The sequence below is a fragment of the Xylanibacter ruminicola 23 genome (genome assembly GCF_000025925.1).
Classification (GTDB): Bacteria; Bacteroidota; Bacteroidia; order Bacteroidales; family Bacteroidaceae; genus Prevotella; species Prevotella ruminicola.
In genome coordinates, this window is the sequence record NC_014033.1 from 1,547,422 (window position 1) to 1,569,716 (window position 22,295).

Genomic DNA, 22,295 nt, shown 5'->3' on the forward strand with positions numbered 1-22,295 from the left:
ACTTTGCACCGCAAAATAATGAAATAGTAAATTGTCAAATCGTAAAATAGAAAGATGCCTGAGATATCAGTTCGCGGACTAGAGATGCCCGAGTCGCCTATCAGAAAACTCGCCCCTCTCGCTGTAGCCGCTAAGAAAAGAGGTACCAAGGTGTACCATCTGAACATCGGTCAGCCTGACCTGCCAACACCGCAAGTTGGACTCGACGCCCTGAAGCAGATAGATCGCAGTATCCTGGAGTATTCACCCTCGCAGGGTTATCAGAGCTATCGCGAAAAGTTGGTAGACTATTATGCTAAGTACAATATCAACGTAACAGCTGATGATATCATCATTACCAGTGGTGGTAGCGAGGCGGTGCTGTTTGCATTCCTGAGCTGCCTGAATCCTGGCGATGAGATTATCGTACCAGAGCCTGCTTACGCCAACTATATGGCCTTTGCCATTTCGGCAGGAGCCAAAATCCGCACTATTGCCACTACCATCGAGGAGGGTTTCTCGCTCCCCAAGGTAGAGAAATTCGAGGAGCTGATTAATGAGCGCACACGCGCTATTATGATATGTAACCCCAACAACCCAACGGGTTATCTGTACACACGCCGCGAAATGAACCAGATTCGTGACTTGGTGAAGAAGTACGATCTGTATCTCTTCTCCGACGAGGTGTATCGTGAGTACATCTACACTGGCTCGCCTTATATTTCGGCTTGCCATCTGGAGGGTATCGAACAGAACGTGATCCTGATCGACTCAGTATCTAAGCGTTACTCAGAGTGTGGTATCCGTATCGGCGCCCTGATTACCAAGAACGCTGAGGTACGTAAGGCCGTAATGAAGTTCTGTCAGGCTCGCCTCTCTCCCCCACTCATCGGACAGATTGTGGCCGAGGCTTCGCTGGATGCCCCTGAGGAATACTATCGCGACGTGTACGACGAGTACGTTGAGCGCCGTAAGTGCCTGATCGACGGACTGAACCGCATTCCTGGTGTTTACTCACCTATCCCTATGGGTGCTTTCTACACCGTAGCTAAGTTGCCTGTAGATGATGCCGAGAAGTTCTGCCGTTGGTGCCTGTCGGAGTTTGAGTACGAGGGCGAGACTGTGATGATGGCCCCAGCAGCCGGATTCTACACCACCCCAGGTGCAGGTATCAATCAGGTACGTATCGCCTACGTATTACAGAAGAAAGACCTTGAGCGCGCACTTATCGTATTGCGCAAGGCACTCGAAGCTTACCCAGGACGAGTGGATGAGGACTAAAAATTGAAGGATTGAAGTTTTGAATTTTCCTCTATACATAGCCAAAAGAATATATAGCGATCAGGGCGACAAACGAAAAGTGAGTCGCCCAGCTATTCGTATAGCCACCATCGGCGTAGCTATCGGACTGGCTGTGATGATAGTAACGGTAAGCGTGGTACTTGGTTTTAAGCATACCATCCGCGACAAGGTGGTGGGCTTTGGCAGTCATATCCAGGTACATAATATCATGAACTACAATGGTTCTGATCCTCACCCTATCTGCGCCAACGACAGCTTGATGAAGGCTGTTGGCAAGCTGCCAGGTGTGGCCAAAGCCGAACGCTTCAGCATGACGCAGGGTATCCTGAAAACCGACGAGGATTTCTTGGGAATAGCCATCAAAGGTATCGCCGAAGAATACGACACCACCTTTCTGAGTCAGCACCTTATAGCAGGAAACATCACTTCATTCAGCGATAAAACAAGCAAGTATAAATTACTGGTTTCCAAGATGATAGCAGACAAGATGCGCCTTAAGGTTGGCGACAAGGTATTTGGCTATTTCATCGATAATCAGGATGTTCGCACGCGTAAGTTCACCATCAGCGGCATTTACCAGACAAACATGACGCGCTTCGATGAGACGCTGTGTTTTACCGACCTGCATACCGCCAACAAACTGAACGGCTGGACCGATAATCAGGCTACTGGTATTGAGGTGCTGGTGAAGGATTTCGAGAAGGTGAACGAAACAGCCAACCAGTTTATCGACAACATTAACCGCACCAGCGACGAGCAGGGCAACTCGCTCACATCCGAGACCATTTACGAGTTGTATCCACAGGTATTCTCGTGGTTGGAGCTGCTTGATATCAACGTATGGATTATCCTGGCACTGATGGTTTGCGTGGCAGGCTTCACAATGATTAGCGGTTTGCTCATCATCATTCTGGAGCGCACACAGATGATTGGTATCCTGAAGGCCTTAGGCGCCCGCAACAAGACTGTTCGCCACACGTTCCTGTGGTTCTCGGTATTCATCATCGGTCAGGGATTGTTCTGGGGTAACATTGTGGGTATCGGCATCGTTCTGCTCCAAAAATACACAGGTTTTATCACCCTCGACCCACAAACCTACTATGTGAGCGAGGCTCCCATGGAGCTGAATCTGCCATTGGTAGCACTCATCAACATAGCCACTTTGTTGATCTGTGTGTTTGTTCTGATAGCACCAAGTTACTTGATTTCGCACATTCATCCAGCGAAATCTATGAGATACGAGTAAATTTTTAAAAAATTGCACAAAAACATTTGGTAGTGTGCAAAAAATGAATTACCTTTGCACAAAATTTCAAAAATTGTGCAGTTTTAATGAAAGAATTTAGCAGTTTTAATGCTTTAATACAGAAAGCGATTGTAGACAACTGGAATCAAGATGCCCTAACTGATTATCAGGGCATCACGCTTCAGTATCACGACGTTGCACGCAAAATTGAGAAACTCCACATATTATTCGAGAACAGCGATGTAGTAAAGGGCGACAAGATTGCCATTTGCGGTCGCAACTCTGCCCATTGGGCTGTTGCGTTCTTAGCTACACTCACCTATGGTGCAGTTGCCGTACCCATCCTGCATGAGTTTAACGGCGAGCAGATTCAGAATATTGTGAATCACTCAGGCGCTCGTCTGCTGTTTGTAGGCGATTTTGCGGTTAAGACTATCGACGCTGAAGCCATGCCTGCTTTGGAGGCTATCTTTAACTTGCCCGATTTCTCGCTTCACGTATCGCGATCTGAGAAGATAACATACGCACGCGAACATCTTAATATGATGTTTGGTAGCAAGTTCCCCAAAGCATTCCGTGCCGAACATGTAAAATACCATGAGGATACGGCCGAAGAGTTGTCGATGATTAACTACACCAGCGGTACAACGGGCTTTTCGAAAGGCGTGATGCTGCCCTACCGCGCTATTTGGAGTAACGTAGAGTTTTGTTTGCGAGTACTTGGTCGCAACGTAAAGGCCGGCGACAACATGCTGAGCATTCTGCCTATGGCACACATGTATGGTATGACCGTTGAGTTCCTGTTCGGATTCTGCAACGGTTGCCATCTGTTCTTCCTTACTCGCCTGCCGAGTCCGGCTATCATTGCCGAGGCGTTTGCTACAGTAAAACCAGCATGTATCATTACCGTTCCGCTGATTATCGAGAAGATAATTCGTAAAAATGTATTCCCCAAGATACAGAACAACCGTATGCGACTGCTGCTTAACATGCCAGTAGTGAGCAAGAAGGTTAAGAACCGCATCTGCAAAGAGGTATATAACGCCTTTGGCGGCAACCTGTACGAGGTGATTGTAGGTGGAGCCCCACTCTCTAAGGAGGTTGAGGAGTTCCTGCTCTCAATCGGATTCCCCATCACAGTGGGTTATGGCACTACCGAGTGCGCCCCACTGATTTCGTTCTCAGACTACCACGACTTTATAGGCGGTTCGGTTGGACAACCTGTCGACCGTATGGAGGTGAAGATTCTGAGTTCCGACCCACAGAACGTGGCTGGCGAGATTGTTACCAAGGGTACCAACATGATGTTAGGTTACTACCTGAACGAAGAGGACACACGCGAGGCTATCGACGAAGAGGGTTGGTATCATACTGGCGACTTAGGCACCATGCTACCAAGCGGACACATCTTTATTCGCGGACGCTCGAAGAACATGCTGTTGGGCGCCAACGGACAGAACGTATATCCAGAAGAGATTGAGGACAAGTTGAACACGATGGCTATGGTTTCAGAGAGCATCGTGATTCAGCGTGGAGAGAAACTGGTGGCTTTGGTTCACCCTGATCAGGACGAGGTGGTAAGCTTCAGTCAGGAGGAATTGGAACACATCATGGAGCAGAACCGTCAGGAGCTTAACAACATGCTGCCTGTTTACAGCCGTATCTCGGCTATCGAACTGCATGAAGAGGAGTTCGCCAAGACACCAAAGAAGAGTATAAAACGCTACCTATATAAGAATAACTAATAGCATATGGAACATATACCTAGTTTTAACGCTCTGATTCAAAAGAGCATCATTGATAATTGGGATCGCGACGCGCTGACCGATTTTAAGGGTCAGACGCTGCAGTTTCATGACGTAGCCAGAAAAATCGAAAAGTTGCATATCCTTTTCGAAAACAGCGGCATTCAGAAGGGCGATAAGATTGCCCTCTGCGGTCGCAATTCATCACAATGGGCAGTGGCTTTCTTAGCCACACTTACCTACGGTGCTATTGCTGTGCCCATTCTGCACGAGTTTAATGCCGAGCAGGTACACAACATCGTGAACCACTCTGAAGCCCGCCTGCTGTTTGTGGGCGACCATGTGGCTACCATCATCGATCCCCAAGCCATGCCAACACTCGAGGGTATCATCAACAACCCCGATTACTCACTCATGATTTCGCGTACCGATAAATTAACCTATGCACGCGAGCATCTGAACGAGCTCTATGGTAAGAAGTTCCCCAAGTACTTCCGTAAGGAGCACGTACACTATTATATGGAGGAGAGTCCTGAGGAGTTGGCCGTAATCAACTATACGAGCGGCACAACAGGTTTCTCGAAAGGTGTTATGCTACCCTATCGCGCACTCTGGTCGAACTTCGACTTTGCCGTGAGCGTATTGGGCAATACCATCAAGGCTGGCGATAAGGTTATCTCGATGTTACCAATGGCACACATGTATGGTATGGCATTCGAATTCATATTCGAGTTCCTGTACGGTTGTCATGTGTACTATCTGAACCGTGTACCTTCGCCCGCTATCATCGCACAGGCTCTGGCTGAGATTCGTCCACGTATCGTCATCGCCGTACCTCTCATCATCGAGAAGATTATCCGCAAAAAGGTATTCCCAAAGATACAGAACAACCGTATGCGACTGCTACTGCAGATGCCTGTAATCTCAAAGAAGGTTCGCGAGATGATCTGTCAGGAAGTGCTGAAGGCCTTTGGTGGCAACATGTACGAGGTAATCATTGGTGGTGCTGCCCTGAACCAGGAGGTAGAACGATTCCTGAAGCGTATCGACTTCCCCTACACCGTAGGTTATGGCGCTACCGAGTGTGCACCTATCATCTGTTATCGCGACTGGCATACCTTTGCCACAGGTTCGTGCGGACGTGCCGCTTTGCATCAGGAGGTAAAGATTGTATCACCCGACCCACAGCGTATTCCTGGTGAGATTCTTACCAAGGGTCCAAACGTGATGTTGGGATACTATAAGAACCCTGAGGCCACAGCCGAGACTATCGACCGCGATGGCTGGTACCACACTGGCGACCTTGGTACAATGGACGCCGATGGTAATGTGTTTATCAACGGACGCTCAAAGAACATGTTGTTGGGTCCTAACGGACAGAACATCTATCCAGAGGAAATCGAGGACAAGCTGAACTCGATGACCATGGTGCTTGAGAGTGTGGTAGTACAGCGTGATAACAAACTGGTAGCTTTGGTTCACCCTGATATGGACGAGGCTAAGAATATGGGCTTCTCAGAGGAGGATCTGAAGAACATCATGGAACAGAACCGCAACGGTTTGAACGAAATGATTCCTGCTTACGAGAAGATCTCTGAAATCGAAATCCACGAAGAGGAATTCGAGAAGACACCAAAGAGAAGTATCAAACGCTACCTTTATAAATAATTAGGCACAGATTACACGGCTTTAATAAATTAAAAACACGGCTTAGTTGCTAATACTAAAGCCGTGTTTCTTTATAAAAAGAGCCGTGTAAATCCGTGCCAAATATTATTCATACCAATAGTAATACCAATAAGTACCAAAGTACTGGTCTTCTACCTTACCTTTCTGTTCCATTTTATTAGGATACTGGCGGCGCAGCTCGCGGAAGTTTTCGTAATCCTCGTCTAACACGGTGTTACGATAAACAGCCACAGGCTTTGAACGCAGATGTCCATAGAGCACCAAGGCCTCGCGATAGTGCTTAGGCAGACTATCGTTCAGGGCGTAATACTTACCTACCTCACCAGCAAATTTATCAATCTGCTTATCGATAAGATACCCCGACAACTGATAATCGGCTACCACCTTGCTGGGTACAGTATCCTTACACAACACATGGTGCTGCACCAACTCGAGATAATGCATGGGTTCCATCTGATAGGCAGGAGCTGCACCCATGAACTTATACACGCTGTCGACAGGATATAATAATAAGGTAGAATGTCCATCGGTAGGCAGAATGCTCTTACTGTTACCACACACCTTATACTCGAAGAGTTTATCGCCTATGGCGTCCTTACGAGCCAACGCCTGCATACGTAACATCACCAGATGCTCGTCGCACTCTAACGACTTTTTACCTGCGGCCAACGCGCCATCCACATCGCCCTCGAGCAAACAACGTTCTGCTCGCATACGATAATGGAACACAGCATTGGTATTGCCGACACTAACCGTCAGAACCATAAGAAGTACCATGATAAGCAAGTTCATCCACATGGAACGCGACAGGATGTGGGGATTAGGATCATCGTCGAGCTCCTGCAGTTTGGTAAAGAAATAGGTGCATCCACCCCAAAGTAAGAGATAAACAATGATAAGCCACCACGAGAACATGTGCGTGATACCACCAGCTGGATCGGGCACAATATCAGTAAGCATGCCCAAAGCCAACATAGATGGGAAATAAGTAAGCGCATAAAAGCTCTTATTAAGGTGTGTTACCTTATGAATAAGGTGCTGGAGCAGATAAAGCACAAAGGTGATACCTACAGCACCAACCAAACGATTATAATGCGTAATACCATGACTGAGCACATGCTGCGCCATCATCAGCAGATCGTTCTGGAAATAATACAACCAGCACCAAGAGAAGAGAATAAAAACGATAGCGCACACAACGCGTATGGTTATGGCGCTACCTTCTTGTTTCTTTTTACGATAATTCATATTTTAAATTTTCTTCAACACAACGGCTGAACGAGCCGGGATATAGAGTTTAAGCCACTCCTTATGATCGGCCACATAAAGCGGATCGTAGTTTGTGAAGTGGGTAACGGTGTCGTCGGCAAAGCCGTTGCCACCAAAGTCTTTCGAATCGGTATTCAGAACCACCTTATACGAACCGGTGGGAACTAGGAAGCCATAATCGGTATAGCTACGTGTGGGCGAGAAGTTGAACACAAATACCAAGTCGCCACGCATAAAGCAGAGCACCTGGTCGCCATCATCGTGCCATATCTCAGTAACAGGTGTAGCCTGGAAGTTGCGCACGCTCTTAATCACCTTCAGCATCTCGCGATCAAAGTCGCCCAGCCAATGGTAGCAAAGGTCCTTGTTATCTACCAGATTCCACTGACGGCGTGCGTACTTATAACTCCAACCATTACCCTCGCGTGGGAAGTCGATCCACTCTGGATGTCCGAACTCATTACCCATAAAGTTCAGGTAGCCACCATTAATGGCAGCAACGGTAACCAAGCGGATCATCTTATGCAGGGCAATACCGCGCTGGGCAATATCGTTCACATCCTTCTTAGCAAAGTGCCAATACATATCGGCGTCAATCAAACGGAAGATAATGGTCTTATCGCCAACAAGTGCCTGGTCGTGACTCTCGCAGTACGAGATAGTCTTCTCATCAGGACGGCGATTCTTAACCTCCCAGAAGATTGAGCACACATTGATATCCTCATCGCGCACCTCTTTAATCGTCTTAATCCAGTAATCAGGGATGTTCATGGCCATACGATAGTCGAATCCATATCCACCATCCTCGAACTTAGCTGCGAGGCCGGGCATACCTGATACCTCTTCGGCGATGGTGATAGCGGCAGGATTTACCTCGTGTATCAGCTTGTTGGCCAAGGTGAGATAACAGATGGCGTTATCATCCTCGTGACCATTAAAGTAATCACCATAACCACCAAAGGCCTCACCCAAACCATGCGAGTAGTAAAGCATAGAGGTAACGCCATCAAAGCGGAAACCATCGAACTTAAACTCCTCGAGCCAGTATTTGCAGTTAGAGAGCAGGAAATGCAGCACCTCGTCCTTACCATAATCGAAACAGAGCGAATCCCATGCCGGATGCTCGTGACGATCGCCTGGATAGAAGAACTGATTAGGATCGCCAGCAAGATTGCCAAGACCTTCAACCTCGTTCTTAACAGCATGCGAATGCACGATATCCATAATAACTGCCACACCATTCTTATGAGCAGTATCAATAAGCTCCTTCAACTCCTCTGGAGTACCAAAACGACTACTTGGAGCAAAGAATGATGATACGTGATAGCCGAACGAACCGTAATAAGGATGCTCCTGAATGGCCATTACCTGAATGCAGTTATAACCATCCTTGATAACGCGTGGCAACACATTATCCTTAAACTCCTTATAGGTACCAACCTTCTCGGCATCCTGTCCCATACCTACATGGCACTCGTAAATGAGCAAGGGGTTCTTCTTGGGTTTGAAGTTCTTTTTCTTGAACTCGTATTTCTCCTCAGGATTCCATACCTGAGCTGAGAAAATCTTTGTATTCTCGTCCTGAACCACACGACGGCACCAAGCGGGAATACGCTCGCCTTCTCCCCCATTCCACTTTACCTTCATCTTGTAAAGCTGACCGTGCTTCAGGGCCTTTTCGCTGAGTTTCAACTCCCAGTTGCCCGTACCCTCGATACGCTTGCAACGGTACTTCTCGTTCTCCTGCCAGTTATTAAAGTCGCCAATCAGATAGATATCGGTAGCGTTAGGAGCCCACTCACGGAACACCCAACCTTTTGACAACTTATGCAGACCAAAATAAAGATGACCAGAAGCAAACTGACTCAGCGTTTTCTTGCCATTCTGTGTGAGCTGGTTCATCTTCCAAACAGCATGGTCGTGACGGCCACGGATAGCTCCCTCGAAAGGTTCCAACCACGAGTCATTACGTACCAAGCCGATATGTTCAGGCTGTGTAGGAGCAGCTTTCTTGGCCGAGGTCTTTTTGGCTGCCGGTTTCTTGACAGATTGTTTCTTTGTTTCCATAGTTATTGTATTTATTATTTTGCTTTTAATGTTTTATGCCTTAACCTTGAAAATAGCTTTCTTGATTTCAGGCTGGTTGATGATGCAAGGGGCATGACCATCTTGCGGAAAGAAGATGACGAACTGGCCAGGTTTAACCGTTACATAGGTCTGAGCCTTGGTGTCGCCATACTTGGTAATATCCTTTTCGGCATTATACTCAAAATCGGGCAGATCGCACAAAGGGGTATAGCCGAATGTTTCTTCACAGGTGATAGGAATCTGGATATCAATCATCTCGATATGTGTTTCGAGAACTGCAGCCTCTTGGGTTTTGCCCTTAGCCACCTGAATATTTACAAACAGATCCTTATCCTTGATGAAGTGCTTACCCTCTTCTATAGCCTGAAAATCATTGTTTTTCAGGAACTCAACCACATCGGCAAACAACGGATTAAGTGCTACGTATTTGCCCAGATTCTCAATTGTATCAATAATCATAATCAGTAAAATATTTAAGTTGTTTGTTACTTTAATTGTCTGTGTCCACGGGTATAGGTACCTTGAGCCGTTACCTTACCATTACGGTCTTTTTCAACAAAGTTGCCATCACGCACATCGTCGAGATAGGTGCCTTCGAAACGATTGCCATCTTTATCCTCCTCGATAGCCGCACCGTTACGTCGACCGTTCTTGAAAATACCTTTGAATTTAGAGCCGTCGGCAAAACGGGCAATGCACTCGCCATTGGGCTGACCAGCCTTAAAGGTCCCCTCAACAGTATCGCCGCTCTTCTTGGTAAGCTTACCACGACCATCCTGTTTATCGGCCTTCCACTGACCCACATAGGTATCGCCATTCTGCCATACCAGCGTACCCTGACCTTGCTTATCGCCCTTAAAGAACTGACCAGTATAAACATCGCCATTGGCATACTTAAAAATGCCCTGACCAGTACGCTCACCTTTTACGTAGTCGCCCTCGTAAACGTCGCCGTTCTGGAACTTATAGATGCCACGACCGTTCATCTCGTCATCGGTCCAAGGACCAATATACACATCGCCGCCAGCATACTTGAAAGTACCTTTACCCGAGCGCATATTCTCTTTCCAATCGCCATCATAAACAGAGCCATCGCCCCAGTCGTAGATGCCTTTGCCGTTCTTTTTATCGTTCAACCAATCGCCTTTGTAGAAAGCGCCACTAGCAAAAGTATAGGTTCCAAAGCCCGAACGCTTGTCCTGTCGCCATTCGCCGTCATACTTATCGCCGTTATAGTAGTACATTACACCATGGCCCTGCTGATAATCGCGGAACCACAAACCATCGTAACGATTGTTATTTGCGAAGTAATATGTTCCCTTACCATGTTGCTGATCCTGAAACCACTCGCCCTCGTACTTTTCGCCATCAAAAAAAGTAAAAATACCAAAACCCTGACGCTTACCTTTAACGTATTCACCCTCGTAAAGATTACCATTCTTATACACAGCCTTACCTTTACCATTGGGTTTACCCATGACCATTTCGCCCTGATATTCGCCACCATCCTTTGTTGTGGCCGAGCCGAGTGTTATCTTCTGTGCTCCTGCAGTAAAAGGCAGAAACATTGTGAGTGCAATTATCGAAAGTTTGTTTATATTCATTTGTAATACTATCCTTGTTTTAGTGCGCAAATTTAAATAAAAAAATTGATGTGCGCAAATTACACAGCCATATATTAATATAATTTTTCACTTTTAAAATTTGGTTTTCTTCTCACTTATTCGTAATTTTGCACCCGTTATGAAGTTTATGGCTATTATTCCTGCCCGTTATGCTTCTACAAGATATCCGGGCAAACCGCTTGCAATACTGGGCGGAAAATCAGTGATTCAGAGAGTGTATGAGCAGGTGAAGAGCGTGCTCGACGAAGTATATGTAGCAACCGACGACCAGCGTATTTTCGACGCTGTAACAGCATTTGGTGGCCAAGCAGTGATGACCCGTGCCGACCATAAGAGTGGTACCGACCGCATCGAAGAGGCTGCCGAGAAAATCGGCTCGGATGCTGATGTAATCATCAATGTACAGGGCGACGAACCATTTATCCAGCCCTCGCAGATTGAAACCTTGATGCACCTTTTTGATGCACCAGAGACTCAGATTGGTACATTGGGAAAGTTGTTCGAATCGATCGAAGCAATAGAGAATCCCAATTCGCCAAAGATTGTGACCGACAATCGCGGATTTGCACTCTACTTTAGTCGTAGTGTGATACCTTATATCCGAGGCAAGGAGCGTAACGAGTGGTTTGGCGAATACCCATTCCTGAAACACTTGGGAATCTACGCTTATCGCCGTGAGGTTTTGGCCGAAGTAACAAAATTGCCCCAAAGCAGTCTGGAAAAAGCAGAGAGCCTGGAGCAATTACGTTGGTTACAGAACGGCTACCGCATCCGTGTGGGCATGACCGATATCGAAACTGTTGGTATCGACACCCCAGAGGATCTGACCCGCGCCGAAGAATTCTTACTGAAGCATCTGGCGTAAAAGATCCTTCTGACGTTCTGTAAGATTTGTTGGAAGTTTTACCTGATAGGTAATGATAAGGTCACCAAAGGTGCCATCGCCCCTATCATACCCTTTACCACGCAGTCGGACCTTAGTGCCTGGCTGCGTTTCCGGTTTAATCTTCAGCTTCAATTTCTGACCGTTCGACAGAGTTACAATCACCTCGCCACCTAACATGGCAGTGTAAAGATCTATCGTAACGTTAGCATTCATTTCGCCGCTATGTGTTCGGGCCTGGCGACCGCCGCCAAAACCTTGGAACCCACCAAAGCCTCCGCCTTGCTGACCTTTGCGACCAAACAGATCCTCGAAGAACGACGAGAAGCCACCTCCACCTTGGAAGCCGCTAAAGTCGAAACCACCAAACGGATTGCCGCCGCCCTGACCGCCACCTCCAAATCCTTGGAACTGTTCGGCCTCGCGCCACTTCTCACCATACTGGTCGTACTTCTTACGTTTCTCAGGATCACCAATCACATCATAAGCCTCCTGCAAGGCCTGGAACTTAGCCTGAGCCTTGGGGTCATCAGGATGCAAATCGGGATGAAACTGCTTAGCACGTTTCAGATAGGCCTTCTTTACATCCTTCTGCGCAATTGTTTTATCTACGCCTAAAATCTTGTAATAATCAATAAATGCCATTATCTTATCCTCCTATTTTTTCAACTTTTCCAGCAAAAAATGTGCCAAACAAAATACAAAATAATCGAATAAATATTTGGGCATATCAACTTATTTATGTAATTTTGCAAACAAAAAGAAGAATATTGATGAAAAAGCTTGCTATCATACTGATTTCCACACTGTTATCAGTGGCGCCCATCGAGGCAAAAGACAATAAGACCGTAAAAATTAAGGTGATTGAAACCAGCGATGTGCATGGACATTTTTTCCCCTACGACTTTATGGAGCAGACACCCATCAAGGGTACACTTTCGCGCGCAAACACCTATATCAAAAAGCAGCGTAAAAAGTATGGCGAGGATCATTTCCTGCTGATAGATAATGGCGACATCCTGCAAGGTCAGCCTTGCGTATATTGGTCGAACTATGTGATGCCCGAGGATGAAAACATCGCAGCTTCGGTTATCAACTATATGAAATACGATGCCGAAACCGTAGGTAATCACGACATCGAGCCTGGCCACAAGGTTTACGACAAGTGGATTCGCGAGGTTCGCTGTCCATTGCTGGGCGCCAACATCGTTAAAGAGGAATACAAGAACGCAGAGGCCCGTCCTGAGCATATCTATACAGGACTGAAGCCCTACTCTGTACATTACAAAGATGGTGTTAAGATTGTAGTTATCGGCATGATCACCCCCGCCATTCCAAACTGGCTGAACAAATCCATCTGGAAAGGTCTGGAGTTCGAGGAGATGACCGCATGCGCCAAGAAATGGATTAAGTATGTAAAGGAGAACGAGAAACCCGATTTGATTTTCGGTTTGTTCCACTCTGGTCTGAACGGTGGTATTAAAACGGCTGAATACGAGGAAGATGCAACAGAATCAGTAGCCCGCGAGGTTCCTGGTTTCGACATTATCTTCTTTGGTCACGACCACCAGGTACACAACATGCTGATTACCAACAAAGCTGGCGAAAAGGTGCTTTGTGTAGATCCCTCGTGCTATGTAAACAACGTGGCTGAAGCAGAGATTACGCTGACATACAAGGATGGCAAGCTTAGCAAGAAAAGCATTATCGGTAACATTGTAAATGTGCGCGACGAGAAGATCGACAAGCAGATGATTACCTACTTCCAGCCTACCATCGATAAGGTTAAGGAATACGTGAGTCAGAAGATTGGATACTTTAAGAATCCTATCTACACCCGCGAGAGTTTCTTTGGCAACTCGGCTTTTACAGATTTGATTCACAATCTGCAGATGAGCATCTCGAAAGCCGACATATCGTTCAACGCCCCCTTGGCTTTCGATACCACCATCGATGCCGGCGAGGTTACACAGGCCGATATGTTTAAGCTGTATCGCTTTGAGAACCTGCTGTTTGTACTCAAGATGACTGGCGAGGAAATCAGAAAACACCTGGAGTTCTCGTACGATATGTGGTGTAACACTATGACATCGCCCAACGACCACGCATTGCGTTTAAACGATGATTCAAAGGAAGACCAGCAGCGTACAGGATTCCAATACTACACCTTTAATTTCGACTCGGCTTGCGGTATCGACTACGAGGTTGATCTGACCAAGCCCGACGGACAGAAGGTAAGAATTCTGCGCATGTCGAACGGTGAGCCATTCGACGAGAAGAAGTGGTATAAGGTAGTAATGAACAGCTATCGCGCCAATGGCGGTGGCGAGTTGCTGACTCGTGGCGCAGGTATCCCACAGGATTCGCTCGAGAGTCGTGTGCTCTTCCACACCGAACTGGATCAGCGCCACTATCTGACAGAAGAGATCAAACGTTTGGGTACTATCGACCCACAGAAGAATAACAACTGGAAGTTTGTGCCCGAGGCATGGGTAAAACCAGCCCTCGAGAGAGACCGTAAACAACTGTTTGAAAAATGAAACAACATTATTTCGTATTCTGTAAAGAAGACTTATTGTTAGAAAAAACCGCAGATGGCGGATATACCATTCCCTTTCAGGAAGAACCACCCACCGAGGTAAAACCTTGGACCAACGTAATGACCGTTACCCCGCTGGATGGCGTTGAGGTAAAAACATATAAGATAGACAGTCCGGTTTGCGACGACCCACGCTACGAGATGTGCGGCCTGCGACAGAGCTTTTACAAACTTGATAAAGCCCTGTACCAGAAAGCAGGCAAATGTCAGGAACTGCTGTATTGGGATGCCAACACCAAGTATTGTGGCGTGTGTGGTGCCCCCATGCGAATGGATACCGACATCTCGAAGAAATGTACTGAGTGCGGCAAAGAGATATGGCCACAATTAGCTACAGCAGTCATCGTACTGATACACAAAGGCGACGAGGTTCTGCTGGTTCGCGCCAAGAACTTCCGTACCGATTTCTACGGATTGGTAGCAGGATTTGTTGAGACAGGCGAAACACTCGAAGAAGCGGTAGCCCGTGAGGCATTCGAGGAAACAGGCGTAAAGATCACCAACATACGCTACTTTGGTTCGCAACCTTGGCCCTACCCTTGCGGACTGATGGTAGGCTTTAATGCCGACTATGTATCAGGCGACATCCACCTGCAGGCCAGTGAGATAGCTAAAGGTGGCTGGTTCCGTAAAGACAACCTGCCTACTATCCCCGAAAAATTATCTATAGCACGTATGCTGCTCGATGCGTGGTTAGCCGAGAAAGATTAATACTCTACTAACTGCATCGATAACACACCCGTATAACTGATGGTTGATTCTACCATATAACAGGTAGCGCCATCAGGGATACATAGTGTGGCGTTAAAATGTAAGCCAGAGGCATCAATATGACTAAAGGCCATATTGGCCAGAATGGCATCGTTTAAGAATTCGGCAGGCACCAGACCTTGGTACTGCTGCTTATGGAAATCACTCGAATAGATCTGTCGCGCACCTTGGAAAACACTAATGTGCATGATGTTATCGTAGTACACATTCTCTACTTCCAATCCATCCTCGTTAAAAGTACGCTTTGTGACTTTATACTTGGTAGGATTAATAGCGATATACCAATGGTAGCGATTGCCGTTATAGGCAGCCACCGAGTCGATCTTAACCTGATGGGTATAGGTAAGCACACTCGGAGCAGCAGTCTCTATATCAGCATCATCAGCGTCGTCGCTCTTTTGCAGTTTCAACAAATCACCATTCTGATTATTAAACCAGAAGAGATGTTCGGTATGTTTAACGATACTATACGATGTGCCCGATGCCAGATAAAGCGAGTCCTTGTAGATGCGGAAGTAGGTAGGCATACTGGTAGCATCGGCAAAGTAGAGCGTATCGCCGCTTACACGGAACGACACATCACCACTCTCCTCATCTACCCAAACTCCCTGAAGCATCTCCTTTGCCGCCTTATCGTCGGGCAACGTTGATGAGTTGTTCTGGTTACAAGCCACCAGAACAACCATCAGCATTGATATCGTTAAAATCTTCTTCATTTACTTACCTATGCAATGATACTCAAAGCCATTCTCGTCGAGCTCCTCGCTATCGAAGATGTTTCTACCATCAATAACCAGCGGACGCTTCATAGCCTTTTTAATCACACCCCATCCTGGCAGACGGAACTCCTTCCACTCGGTGAGCAGCAACAGGGCATCGGCATCCAGCACCACATCATACATGTCGCGACAATAGGTTACCGTTTCGCCGATTCTGCGCTTACACTCATCCATAGCAATGGGGTCGTAAACACGTACGTTACAACCAGCCTCAAGCAATTTGGCAATCATCACGAGGGCTGTTGATTCGCGCATATCATCAGTCTCAGGCTTGAACGAGAGTCCCCACATGGCGATGGTATTACCTTTCAGAGCCTCAACGCTGCCAAATGCCTTAACCAGCTTCTCAAACAGCACGCTCTTCTGCTTTTCGTTCACACGCTCAACGGCCTTCAGAACCTCCATCGAGTAGCCATTCTGATCGGCAGTCTTAATCAGCGCCTTTACATCCTTGGGGAAGCAAGAGCCACCATAACCGCAACCTGCATACAGGAACTTTCTACCGATACGCGTATCGCTACCGATACCAGCGCGCACCATGTTAACATCGGCACCAACACGCTCGCAAAGGTTGGCAATATCATTCATGAACGAGATACGGGTAGCCAGCATCGAGTTGGCAGCATATTTAGTCATCTCGGCCGATGGGATATCCATGAAAATCACACGGAAATTATTAATCAGGAAAGGCTTGTAAAGCTTGGTCAGCGTTTTCTTGGCCTTCTCGCTCTCAACACCTACTACCACACGGTCGGGACTCATAAAGTCCTTGATGGCGTTACCCTCTTTCAGGAACTCCGGGTTCGAAGCCACGTCGAATTCGACATCCACGCCACGCTTAGCCAACTCGTCCTCGATAGCCTTACGCACCTTTTTGGCAGTACCTACCGGTACAGTACTCTTGGTTACAACAACCACGTACTTCTTCAGGTTCTGACCGATGGTCTTAGCCACCTGCAGCACGTATTTCAAGTCGGCCGAGCCATCCTCATCGGGAGGTGTACCTACAGCTGAGAAAACAATCTCCACATCATCGAGTACAGAAGCCAAGTCGGTAGTGAACTTCAAGCGACCAGCGGCCACATTCTTCTTTACCAACTCGTCGAGTCCTGGTTCGTAGATGGGGATTTCACCGTTTTTCAGGCGTTCTATCTTATTTTCATCAACGTCTACACACGTAACATTTGCTCCTGTATCGGCAAAGCATGTTCCCGATACCAAACCTACATATCCGGTTCCTACAATAGCAATATTCATACTGTTAACAACTAAATTTTGTGCAAAGGTACACTAAATTTTTAATATCACAAGCATTTTAAGTTTCTTTTATTTGTTTATGTCGAAAAAATACAGTAATTTTGCACCCGTGATTGAATTAGAAAGACATATTGAGATACTGCTGCTCGACAACGACTGCGTGATTGTGCCCGGTTTGGGCGGATTCATGGCGCACCATGTTGAAGCAAGATACGAGGAAGACGAACAGGCCTTCCTTCCCCCACTCCGTACATTAGGTTTTAACCCACAACTTAAGATTAACGATTCACTTCTTGCCCAGTCGTACATCGAGGCTTACGACATCAGCTACCCAGAGGCCCTTCAGCGTATTGAGGACGAAGTGAACGAACTGACGCAAATCCTGCAGAACGAAGGTCGCTACGAGCTTAATAATATAGGTATAATAGAGCTTAACGAGGATGGCAACTACGTGTTCACCCCTTGCGAGGCAGGTATTCTTACCCCAAGCCTGTATGGACTGAACTCGTTCGAGATGAAACTGATTAAGACAGTCAGCTCGGAAAGTGTCGAAGAGACTCCTGAAGCAAAGGTGGTTGAGATGAAGCCAGAGCCCAAGCCAGAGTCGGAGGTTAACAGCGTTCTGCAGCAGAACCTGGTTGACATCAACGACGACGATACCGATGTGGTTCGCATCAAGTTCTCGTGGATTCGCAATGCCGTTGCCGTAGCCGCCATCCTGTTGGCTGTGTTCTTTGTAGCAATGCCTACTGGCAAGACCGAGCTGATGAAGAGCACCATCAACAGTCTGAACAATCAGATTTTGTTTGGCATGATGACCTCGAAGGACACTAACACCAGCGCCATCGATTTTAAGCGTAAGGATGCACAGAAGCCTGCCGCAGTTAAAACTGCCGAGGCTATACTCGATACCATCAAGCCCGCTAAGCCAGCCGAAGCTACCAAACCCGTTGCCATCAAGCCCGACAGTACTCGCGAGGGTTACTGCATTGTGTTGGCCAGCCATGTTAACAAGCAGAATGCTGAGATTTTCATCAACAACTTGGCAGAGCGTGGTTACAAAGGTGCCGAGATTTATGTGCACAACAACATTACCCGTATCGTTTACGGTCACTACGAGAATCAAGCCGATGCTTATACCCAGTTACAGAAGATAGCCAAAGAAAAGGATTTGGCCGAATCGTGGGTTTACAAATATAACGAGAAAAAATAATCAATGAAGAGAGTACGCTGCCCTAAGTGCGACCAGTACATCACCTTCGATGAGACCAAGTACGAGGCTGGTCAGTCGTTGGTTTTCAAATGCCCCGACTGCGGCAAGGAGTTTGGTATCCGTATCGGCGTGAGCAAACTTCGTGAGCGTCAGAAAGATGAAAACCCCGACGAGCAGGCCAACGAACAGGGTTGCGGATCAATCGTTGTTATCGAAAACGTATTCCATTACAAGCAGGTTATCCCTCTTCGTATGGGCGACAACATCATTGGTCGTTATCAGAAAGGCAATCCCGCCAATACCGCTTTCGAGACAGTAGATCCCAGCGTCGATCTCAATCATTGCACCATCACCGTTAGTCGTGATAAAAAAGGTGGCTTGCGTTATACGCTGAAAGACAACAACAGCAACACTGGCACCTTTATCGATAACGTAGAGCTCACCCCAAAAGAGCGTCGCGTTATCAGCGATGGCACCCTCTTCACCCTTGGTGCCACCTCTATCATCCTTCGCACATCCAACGACGAAGAATAAAAAATATGATTACCGAAGGCTACATGCCGTTTATGGGCTACCAAACCTACTACCGCATAGTAGGCGAGGCATCGGAGAAAACACCGCTATTGTTGCTGCATGGCGGTCCTGGTAGTACGCACAACTATTTCGAGGTGCTCGACTGCATCGCCGAAACAGGACGACAGGTTATCTCGTACGACCAGATAGGTTGCGGCAATTCTTATCTCGACGGACACCCAGAACTTTGGACACAGAAGACGTGGATTGACGAACTTATCGCCATCCGCGAGTATCTTCAGCTCGATGCCGTGCATATACTTGGCCAGTCGTGGGGAGCTATGCAGGCCATCGCCTATGTCATCGACCATCAGCCCCAAGGCATCAAGTCGCTCATTCTGTCATCAGGCCATGCCTCCAGCAGTTTATGGGCCAGCGAGCAGCACCGTCTTATCAAATACCTGTCGGACGAAGATCAGGAAGCCATCCGCCATGCCGAAGCTACAGGCAAATGGGATGATGAAGCCTATCTGCAGGCAAACAATCATTACTTTGAGCAGTTTGTTATTAGTGTTGATGAGCACTCACCCGAGTGTCTCCGTCGTCCCAAGCGTGCTGGTGCCGAAGCCTACCTCTATGGTTGGGGCCCCAACGAGTATCAGCCACTCGGCAGTCTGAAGGACTTCGAATACACCGATAAGTTAGACCAGATTTCTCAGCCTACACTTATCTGTAGTGGCACACGCGACATCTGTACCCCCGTAGTAGCAGCCTCACTCTACGAGCATATCCCCCACAGCCAATGGCATCTGTTCCGCCACTCGCGCCACACTTGCTTTATCGATGCTCACCAGGAGTATTGCCAGGTACTCACCAAGTGGTTGGAAGAAAACGACTAACATGACGTGGACTGTAATTTCAGATAACCGTTCGAACAATCCAGAGCTTGAAACAGAGCATGGATTGTCAATCCTTCTACAAACAGAGCGACACAAGATTCTGCTTGATACCGGAGCAAGCGACGTGTTTATGAGAAATGCCGAGCAGATGGGTATAAACCTAAGCGATGTTGACTATGTTTTTATTTCTCATGGACATAGCGACCATGCAGGAGGCTTACGTTACCTGTTAGAGCATAATCAGCAGGCCAGAATCATTGTCTCTCCCGATGCTATGAGCGGCAAATTCTTTTCAAAGCGAGGCAATCTTCATAGCATCACCACAGAATGGCCTGAGATAAGCAACGACAGACTTATCTTGATAGATCACGCCTGCGAAATTGCCGACGGTCTGCGAGTGATTGCTCATATCCCTCAGACGCATCCAATGCCCAAAGGCAATCAGAATCTCTTTATACAAGATGGCTACGGCGATTATATTCACGACGACTTCCGCCATGAGTTAGCGCTTTACTCCGACGGACTGTTGTTTACCGGCTGTGCTCATAACGGACTGGAAAACATTCTGTCGGCATGTCCTTGGCCCGTTCACACCGTTGTAGGAGGTTTCCACTTGCTCGACGGTCTGCAATCTGACGAAGAGATTACAGATTTGGCACAAAGACTGACGACTAATTACCCCAATACCCATTTCTACACCAGCCATTGCACAGGCGACCATGTATTCGAGGTAATGAAAACCATCATGCCCACCCATATTCACCCCTTCACCTGCGGCACAACTAAAGAATAGAAATATTTTGCAAAACATTTGGATGTTTGGAGTATTTTGTCTATTTTTGCAGCAGAACAAACAAACATTGTTGTATGACAGATAAAAACAGAAAGGTACTCGACCAAATCAAAGCAGTTGCACGTGAGTCTGCCCCCAAAGGCAGTCTGGTTATTCTGTTTGGTTCAAGAGCGAGAGGCGAAGCAAAAAGAGGATCCGATTGGGATATTCTGATTGTTCTGCCAAAGAACCGCTTGGAACAGAGCGATTACGATGATGTAAGTTTCCCCTTTGTTGAGTTAGGTTGGAAACTCAACGAACAAATCAACCCCGTTATGTACACCAAAGCTGAATGGGATGCCAGCAGCATTACCCCATTCTACGACAACGTGGTACGTGATGGCATAAACCTTATATAATATATGGATAAAGAACTACTGATAAAACTGCAAAAAGACAAGTCACATAAGATGCTGGCCGATGCCGACGAAATGGTAATCCAAAAGCGTTGGGACATTGCCGCTAACAGATATTACTATGCTTGCTATCACATGTTGCAAGCACTGTTTATCTCTCGTGGAGTATCAGCCAAATCTCATGATGGCTCACTCACCCATCTTGGCCAGGATTTTATCTTATCAGGCGAGGTTGATAAGAAATTTGGTCGTTTCTTCTCTCGTATGGTCCAACTCCGCCACAAAGCCGATTATAACAGCATCGCCGAGGTAACGGAAGACGAAGTTTTAGAAATGCAACCTCTTTCAAAAGAATTTGTTGAACAGGTAGAGGCTATCATTTAGTTATTACAAACTAGAACCTGCGGTAGTGTAAGTTGAACTGTGTCAAGGCCATTTTCCTTGTTATATTAACCTCAGATGGGGGACACGATTTTTAATCCTTTTCCTACATCAAACCACAACCGCCGCAATGCTTTCTACTTTGTGCGTGCAGTTGTATATCATTCCTTTCCTACATCAAACCACAACCAGAATCCCAAAAGAGCAAAAAAGTAAAAAGTTGTATATCATTCCTTTCCTACATCAAACCACAACGTGGATGGTGCGCCAGCTGCAAGGGGACGGGTTGTATATCATTCCTTTCCTACATCAAACCACAACCACGTGTCGGCCACCCTTCCACACGCCCTCGTTGTATATCATTCCTTTCCTACATCAAACCACAACATAACTATAAGAAAGCCCAGAAGGGTGGTAGTTGTATATCATTCCTTTCCTACATCAAACCACAACTCACCACATCACCATTCTCGTCACGCTCAGTTGTATATCATTCCTTTCCTACATCAAACCACAACCGCCTTGATGGTGATGCTGTCGTGCAGATAGTTGTATATCATTCCTTTCCTACATCAAACCACAACTGGGTTCTTCCACACCATGCAGAGCGATATGTTGTATATCATTCCTTTCCTACATCAAACCACAACACGGGCACCGCGACAAGCAGAGCGGTTGGAGTTGTATATCATTCCTTTCCTACATCAAACCACAACTAAAGGTTAGCAACTCCCTCCATTTTTTTGTTGTATATCATTCCTTTCCTACATCAAACCACAACATTGATGGTGTTCCACCATTGACTGAGCAAGTTGTATATCATTCCTTTCCTACATCAAACCACAACCTACTACAAAACCCTGCAATAT

Annotated in this window: 20 protein-coding genes and 1 CRISPR repeat array (1 of these 21 running past the window's edge); of the genes, 13 read left to right on the forward strand and 7 right to left on the reverse strand. The window is 46.9% G+C overall.

The genetic code is table 11. The features are described 5' to 3' along the window. Positions 1-54 precede the first annotated feature (54 nt). From PRU_RS06740 to PRU_RS06755, 4 genes are all read left to right on the forward strand, one after another. Positions 55-1,260: a pyridoxal phosphate-dependent aminotransferase gene (locus PRU_RS06740; protein WP_013064730.1), complete on the forward strand. Its 1,206-nt coding sequence runs from the start codon at positions 55-57 to the stop codon at positions 1,258-1,260. A gap of 19 nt (positions 1,261-1,279) precedes the next feature. Then, a complete protein-coding gene (locus tag PRU_RS06745; protein WP_013065170.1) occupies positions 1,280-2,527 on the forward strand; it encodes an ABC transporter permease in 1,248 nt (415 codons plus the stop codon). Positions 2,528-2,613: 86 nt separating this feature from the next. Next, complete coding sequence (locus PRU_RS06750; RefSeq protein WP_013063510.1) at positions 2,614-4,272, forward strand: AMP-binding protein; 1,659 nt, start codon at positions 2,614-2,616, stop codon at positions 4,270-4,272. 6 nt (positions 4,273-4,278) lie between these two features. Then, positions 4,279-5,940, forward strand: coding sequence for an AMP-binding protein (locus tag PRU_RS06755; RefSeq protein WP_013063867.1), 1,662 nt, complete (start codon positions 4,279-4,281; stop codon positions 5,938-5,940). Between the two features lie 105 nt (positions 5,941-6,045). On the opposite strand, the gene PRU_RS06760 is transcribed toward PRU_RS06755, so the two are convergent. The 4 genes from PRU_RS06760 to PRU_RS06775 are packed head-to-tail and all read right to left on the reverse strand — an operon-like array spanning position 6,046 to position 10,922. Next, on the reverse strand, positions 6,046-7,209 hold the full coding sequence (locus PRU_RS06760) for a DUF6057 family protein (RefSeq protein ID WP_013064436.1): 1,164 nt from the start codon (positions 7,207-7,209) through the stop codon (positions 6,046-6,048). A gap of 3 nt (positions 7,210-7,212) precedes the next feature. Continuing rightward, positions 7,213-9,297, reverse strand: a complete 2,085-nt coding sequence (locus PRU_RS06765) for an alpha amylase C-terminal domain-containing protein (protein ID WP_013063337.1) — start codon at positions 9,295-9,297, stop codon at positions 7,213-7,215. A gap of 33 nt (positions 9,298-9,330) precedes the next feature. Next, entirely contained in the window at positions 9,331-9,777 is a 447-nt protein-coding gene (locus tag PRU_RS06770) for a YhcH/YjgK/YiaL family protein (RefSeq protein WP_013064912.1), read from the reverse strand. Between the two features lie 26 nt (positions 9,778-9,803). Further along, positions 9,804-10,922, reverse strand: a complete 1,119-nt coding sequence (locus PRU_RS06775; RefSeq protein WP_013065480.1) for an MORN repeat-containing protein — start codon at positions 10,920-10,922, stop codon at positions 9,804-9,806. A 139-nt stretch (positions 10,923-11,061) separates the two neighbouring features. Between PRU_RS06775 and kdsB the strand changes: the two genes are divergently transcribed. Next, the gene (gene kdsB, locus PRU_RS06780) at positions 11,062-11,808 is read left to right on the forward strand and encodes a 3-deoxy-manno-octulosonate cytidylyltransferase (RefSeq protein ID WP_013065425.1); all 747 of its coding nucleotides are present in this window, start codon (positions 11,062-11,064) and stop codon (positions 11,806-11,808) included. Here the strand turns inward: kdsB and PRU_RS06785 are convergent. Next, the gene (locus tag PRU_RS06785) at positions 11,788-12,471 is read right to left on the reverse strand and encodes a DnaJ domain-containing protein (RefSeq protein WP_013064824.1); all 684 of its coding nucleotides are present in this window, start codon (positions 12,469-12,471) and stop codon (positions 11,788-11,790) included. The two genes, kdsB and PRU_RS06785, sit on opposite strands and share 21 nt — an antisense overlap. Positions 12,472-12,599: 128 nt before the next feature. Here PRU_RS06785 and PRU_RS06790 point away from each other — a divergent pair, with 128 nt between their 5' ends. Together PRU_RS06790 and nudC are read left to right on the forward strand one after the other, a co-directional pair. Beyond that, positions 12,600-14,366 carry a bifunctional metallophosphatase/5'-nucleotidase gene (locus PRU_RS06790; protein ID WP_013064270.1) on the forward strand — a complete coding sequence of 589 codons (1,767 nt, stop codon included), beginning with the start codon at positions 12,600-12,602 and terminating at the stop codon, positions 14,364-14,366. After that, a complete protein-coding gene (gene nudC, locus PRU_RS06795; protein WP_013063651.1) occupies positions 14,363-15,136 on the forward strand; it encodes an NAD(+) diphosphatase in 774 nt (257 codons plus the stop codon). Before PRU_RS06790 ends, nudC begins: the two co-directional genes overlap by 4 nt. Here nudC and PRU_RS06800 read toward each other — a convergent pair. Together PRU_RS06800 and PRU_RS06805 are read right to left on the reverse strand one after the other, a co-directional pair. Next, on the reverse strand, positions 15,133-15,912 hold the full coding sequence (locus PRU_RS06800; RefSeq protein WP_013065637.1) for a DUF4738 domain-containing protein: 780 nt from the start codon (positions 15,910-15,912) through the stop codon (positions 15,133-15,135). The genes nudC and PRU_RS06800 overlap by 4 nt on opposite strands. Continuing rightward, entirely contained in the window at positions 15,913-17,232 is a 1,320-nt protein-coding gene (locus PRU_RS06805; protein WP_013063748.1) for a UDP-glucose dehydrogenase family protein, read from the reverse strand. A 109-nt stretch (positions 17,233-17,341) separates the two neighbouring features. Between PRU_RS06805 and PRU_RS06810 the strand changes: the two genes are divergently transcribed. From PRU_RS06810 to PRU_RS06835, 6 genes are all read left to right on the forward strand, one after another. Further along, a complete protein-coding gene (locus PRU_RS06810) occupies positions 17,342-18,445 on the forward strand; it encodes an HU domain-containing protein (protein ID WP_041385860.1) in 1,104 nt (367 codons plus the stop codon). A gap of 3 nt (positions 18,446-18,448) precedes the next feature. Then, entirely contained in the window at positions 18,449-18,979 is a 531-nt protein-coding gene (locus PRU_RS06815) for an FHA domain-containing protein (RefSeq protein WP_013065595.1), read from the forward strand. 5 nt (positions 18,980-18,984) lie between these two features. After that, positions 18,985-19,857 carry a proline iminopeptidase gene (pepI, locus tag PRU_RS06820; RefSeq protein WP_013064585.1) on the forward strand — a complete coding sequence of 291 codons (873 nt, stop codon included), beginning with the start codon at positions 18,985-18,987 and terminating at the stop codon, positions 19,855-19,857. 1 nt (position 19,858) lies between these two features. Next, a complete protein-coding gene (locus tag PRU_RS06825) occupies positions 19,859-20,650 on the forward strand; it encodes an MBL fold metallo-hydrolase (RefSeq protein ID WP_013064200.1) in 792 nt (263 codons plus the stop codon). Positions 20,651-20,724: 74 nt separating this feature from the next. After that, complete coding sequence (locus PRU_RS06830) at positions 20,725-21,048, forward strand: nucleotidyltransferase domain-containing protein (protein WP_013065371.1); 324 nt, start codon at positions 20,725-20,727, stop codon at positions 21,046-21,048. A 3-nt stretch (positions 21,049-21,051) separates the two neighbouring features. Next, the gene (locus PRU_RS06835; protein WP_013064160.1) at positions 21,052-21,429 is read left to right on the forward strand and encodes a HEPN domain-containing protein; all 378 of its coding nucleotides are present in this window, start codon (positions 21,052-21,054) and stop codon (positions 21,427-21,429) included. Between the two features lie 150 nt (positions 21,430-21,579). Then, positions 21,580-22,295: direct repeats of the CRISPR family, unit length 36 nt; unit sequence GTTGTATATCATTCCTTTCCTACATCAAACCACAAC (it continues 240 nt past the right edge of the window).

Excerpts from the sequence above, each read along its gene's own strand:
- PRU_RS06740 (WP_013064730.1), top strand. The coding sequence starts at position 55 with ATGCCTGAGATATCAGTTCGCGGACTAGAGATGCCCGAGTCGCCTATC.
- PRU_RS06750 (WP_013063510.1), top strand. The coding sequence starts at position 2,614 with ATGAAAGAATTTAGCAGTTTTAATGCTTTAATACAGAAAGCGATTGTA.
- PRU_RS06755 (WP_013063867.1), top strand. The coding sequence starts at position 4,279 with ATGGAACATATACCTAGTTTTAACGCTCTGATTCAAAAGAGCATCATT.
- PRU_RS06760 (WP_013064436.1), bottom strand. The coding sequence starts at position 7,209 with ATGAATTATCGTAAAAAGAAACAAGAAGGTAGCGCCATAACCATACGC.
- PRU_RS06765 (WP_013063337.1), bottom strand. The coding sequence starts at position 9,297 with ATGGAAACAAAGAAACAATCTGTCAAGAAACCGGCAGCCAAAAAGACC.
- PRU_RS06770 (WP_013064912.1), bottom strand. The coding sequence starts at position 9,777 with ATGATTATTGATACAATTGAGAATCTGGGCAAATACGTAGCACTTAAT.
- PRU_RS06775 (WP_013065480.1), bottom strand. The coding sequence starts at position 10,922 with ATGAATATAAACAAACTTTCGATAATTGCACTCACAATGTTTCTGCCT.
- kdsB (WP_013065425.1), top strand. The coding sequence starts at position 11,062 with ATGAAGTTTATGGCTATTATTCCTGCCCGTTATGCTTCTACAAGATAT.
- PRU_RS06785 (WP_013064824.1), bottom strand. The coding sequence starts at position 12,471 with ATGGCATTTATTGATTATTACAAGATTTTAGGCGTAGATAAAACAATT.
- PRU_RS06790 (WP_013064270.1), top strand. The coding sequence starts at position 12,600 with ATGAAAAAGCTTGCTATCATACTGATTTCCACACTGTTATCAGTGGCG.
- nudC (WP_013063651.1), top strand. The coding sequence starts at position 14,363 with ATGAAACAACATTATTTCGTATTCTGTAAAGAAGACTTATTGTTAGAA.
- PRU_RS06800 (WP_013065637.1), bottom strand. The coding sequence starts at position 15,912 with ATGAAGAAGATTTTAACGATATCAATGCTGATGGTTGTTCTGGTGGCT.
- PRU_RS06805 (WP_013063748.1), bottom strand. The coding sequence starts at position 17,232 with ATGAATATTGCTATTGTAGGAACCGGATATGTAGGTTTGGTATCGGGA.
- PRU_RS06815 (WP_013065595.1), top strand. The coding sequence starts at position 18,449 with ATGAAGAGAGTACGCTGCCCTAAGTGCGACCAGTACATCACCTTCGAT.
- pepI (WP_013064585.1), top strand. The coding sequence starts at position 18,985 with ATGATTACCGAAGGCTACATGCCGTTTATGGGCTACCAAACCTACTAC.
- PRU_RS06825 (WP_013064200.1), top strand. The coding sequence starts at position 19,859 with ATGACGTGGACTGTAATTTCAGATAACCGTTCGAACAATCCAGAGCTT.
- PRU_RS06830 (WP_013065371.1), top strand. The coding sequence starts at position 20,725 with ATGACAGATAAAAACAGAAAGGTACTCGACCAAATCAAAGCAGTTGCA.
- PRU_RS06835 (WP_013064160.1), top strand. The coding sequence starts at position 21,052 with ATGGATAAAGAACTACTGATAAAACTGCAAAAAGACAAGTCACATAAG.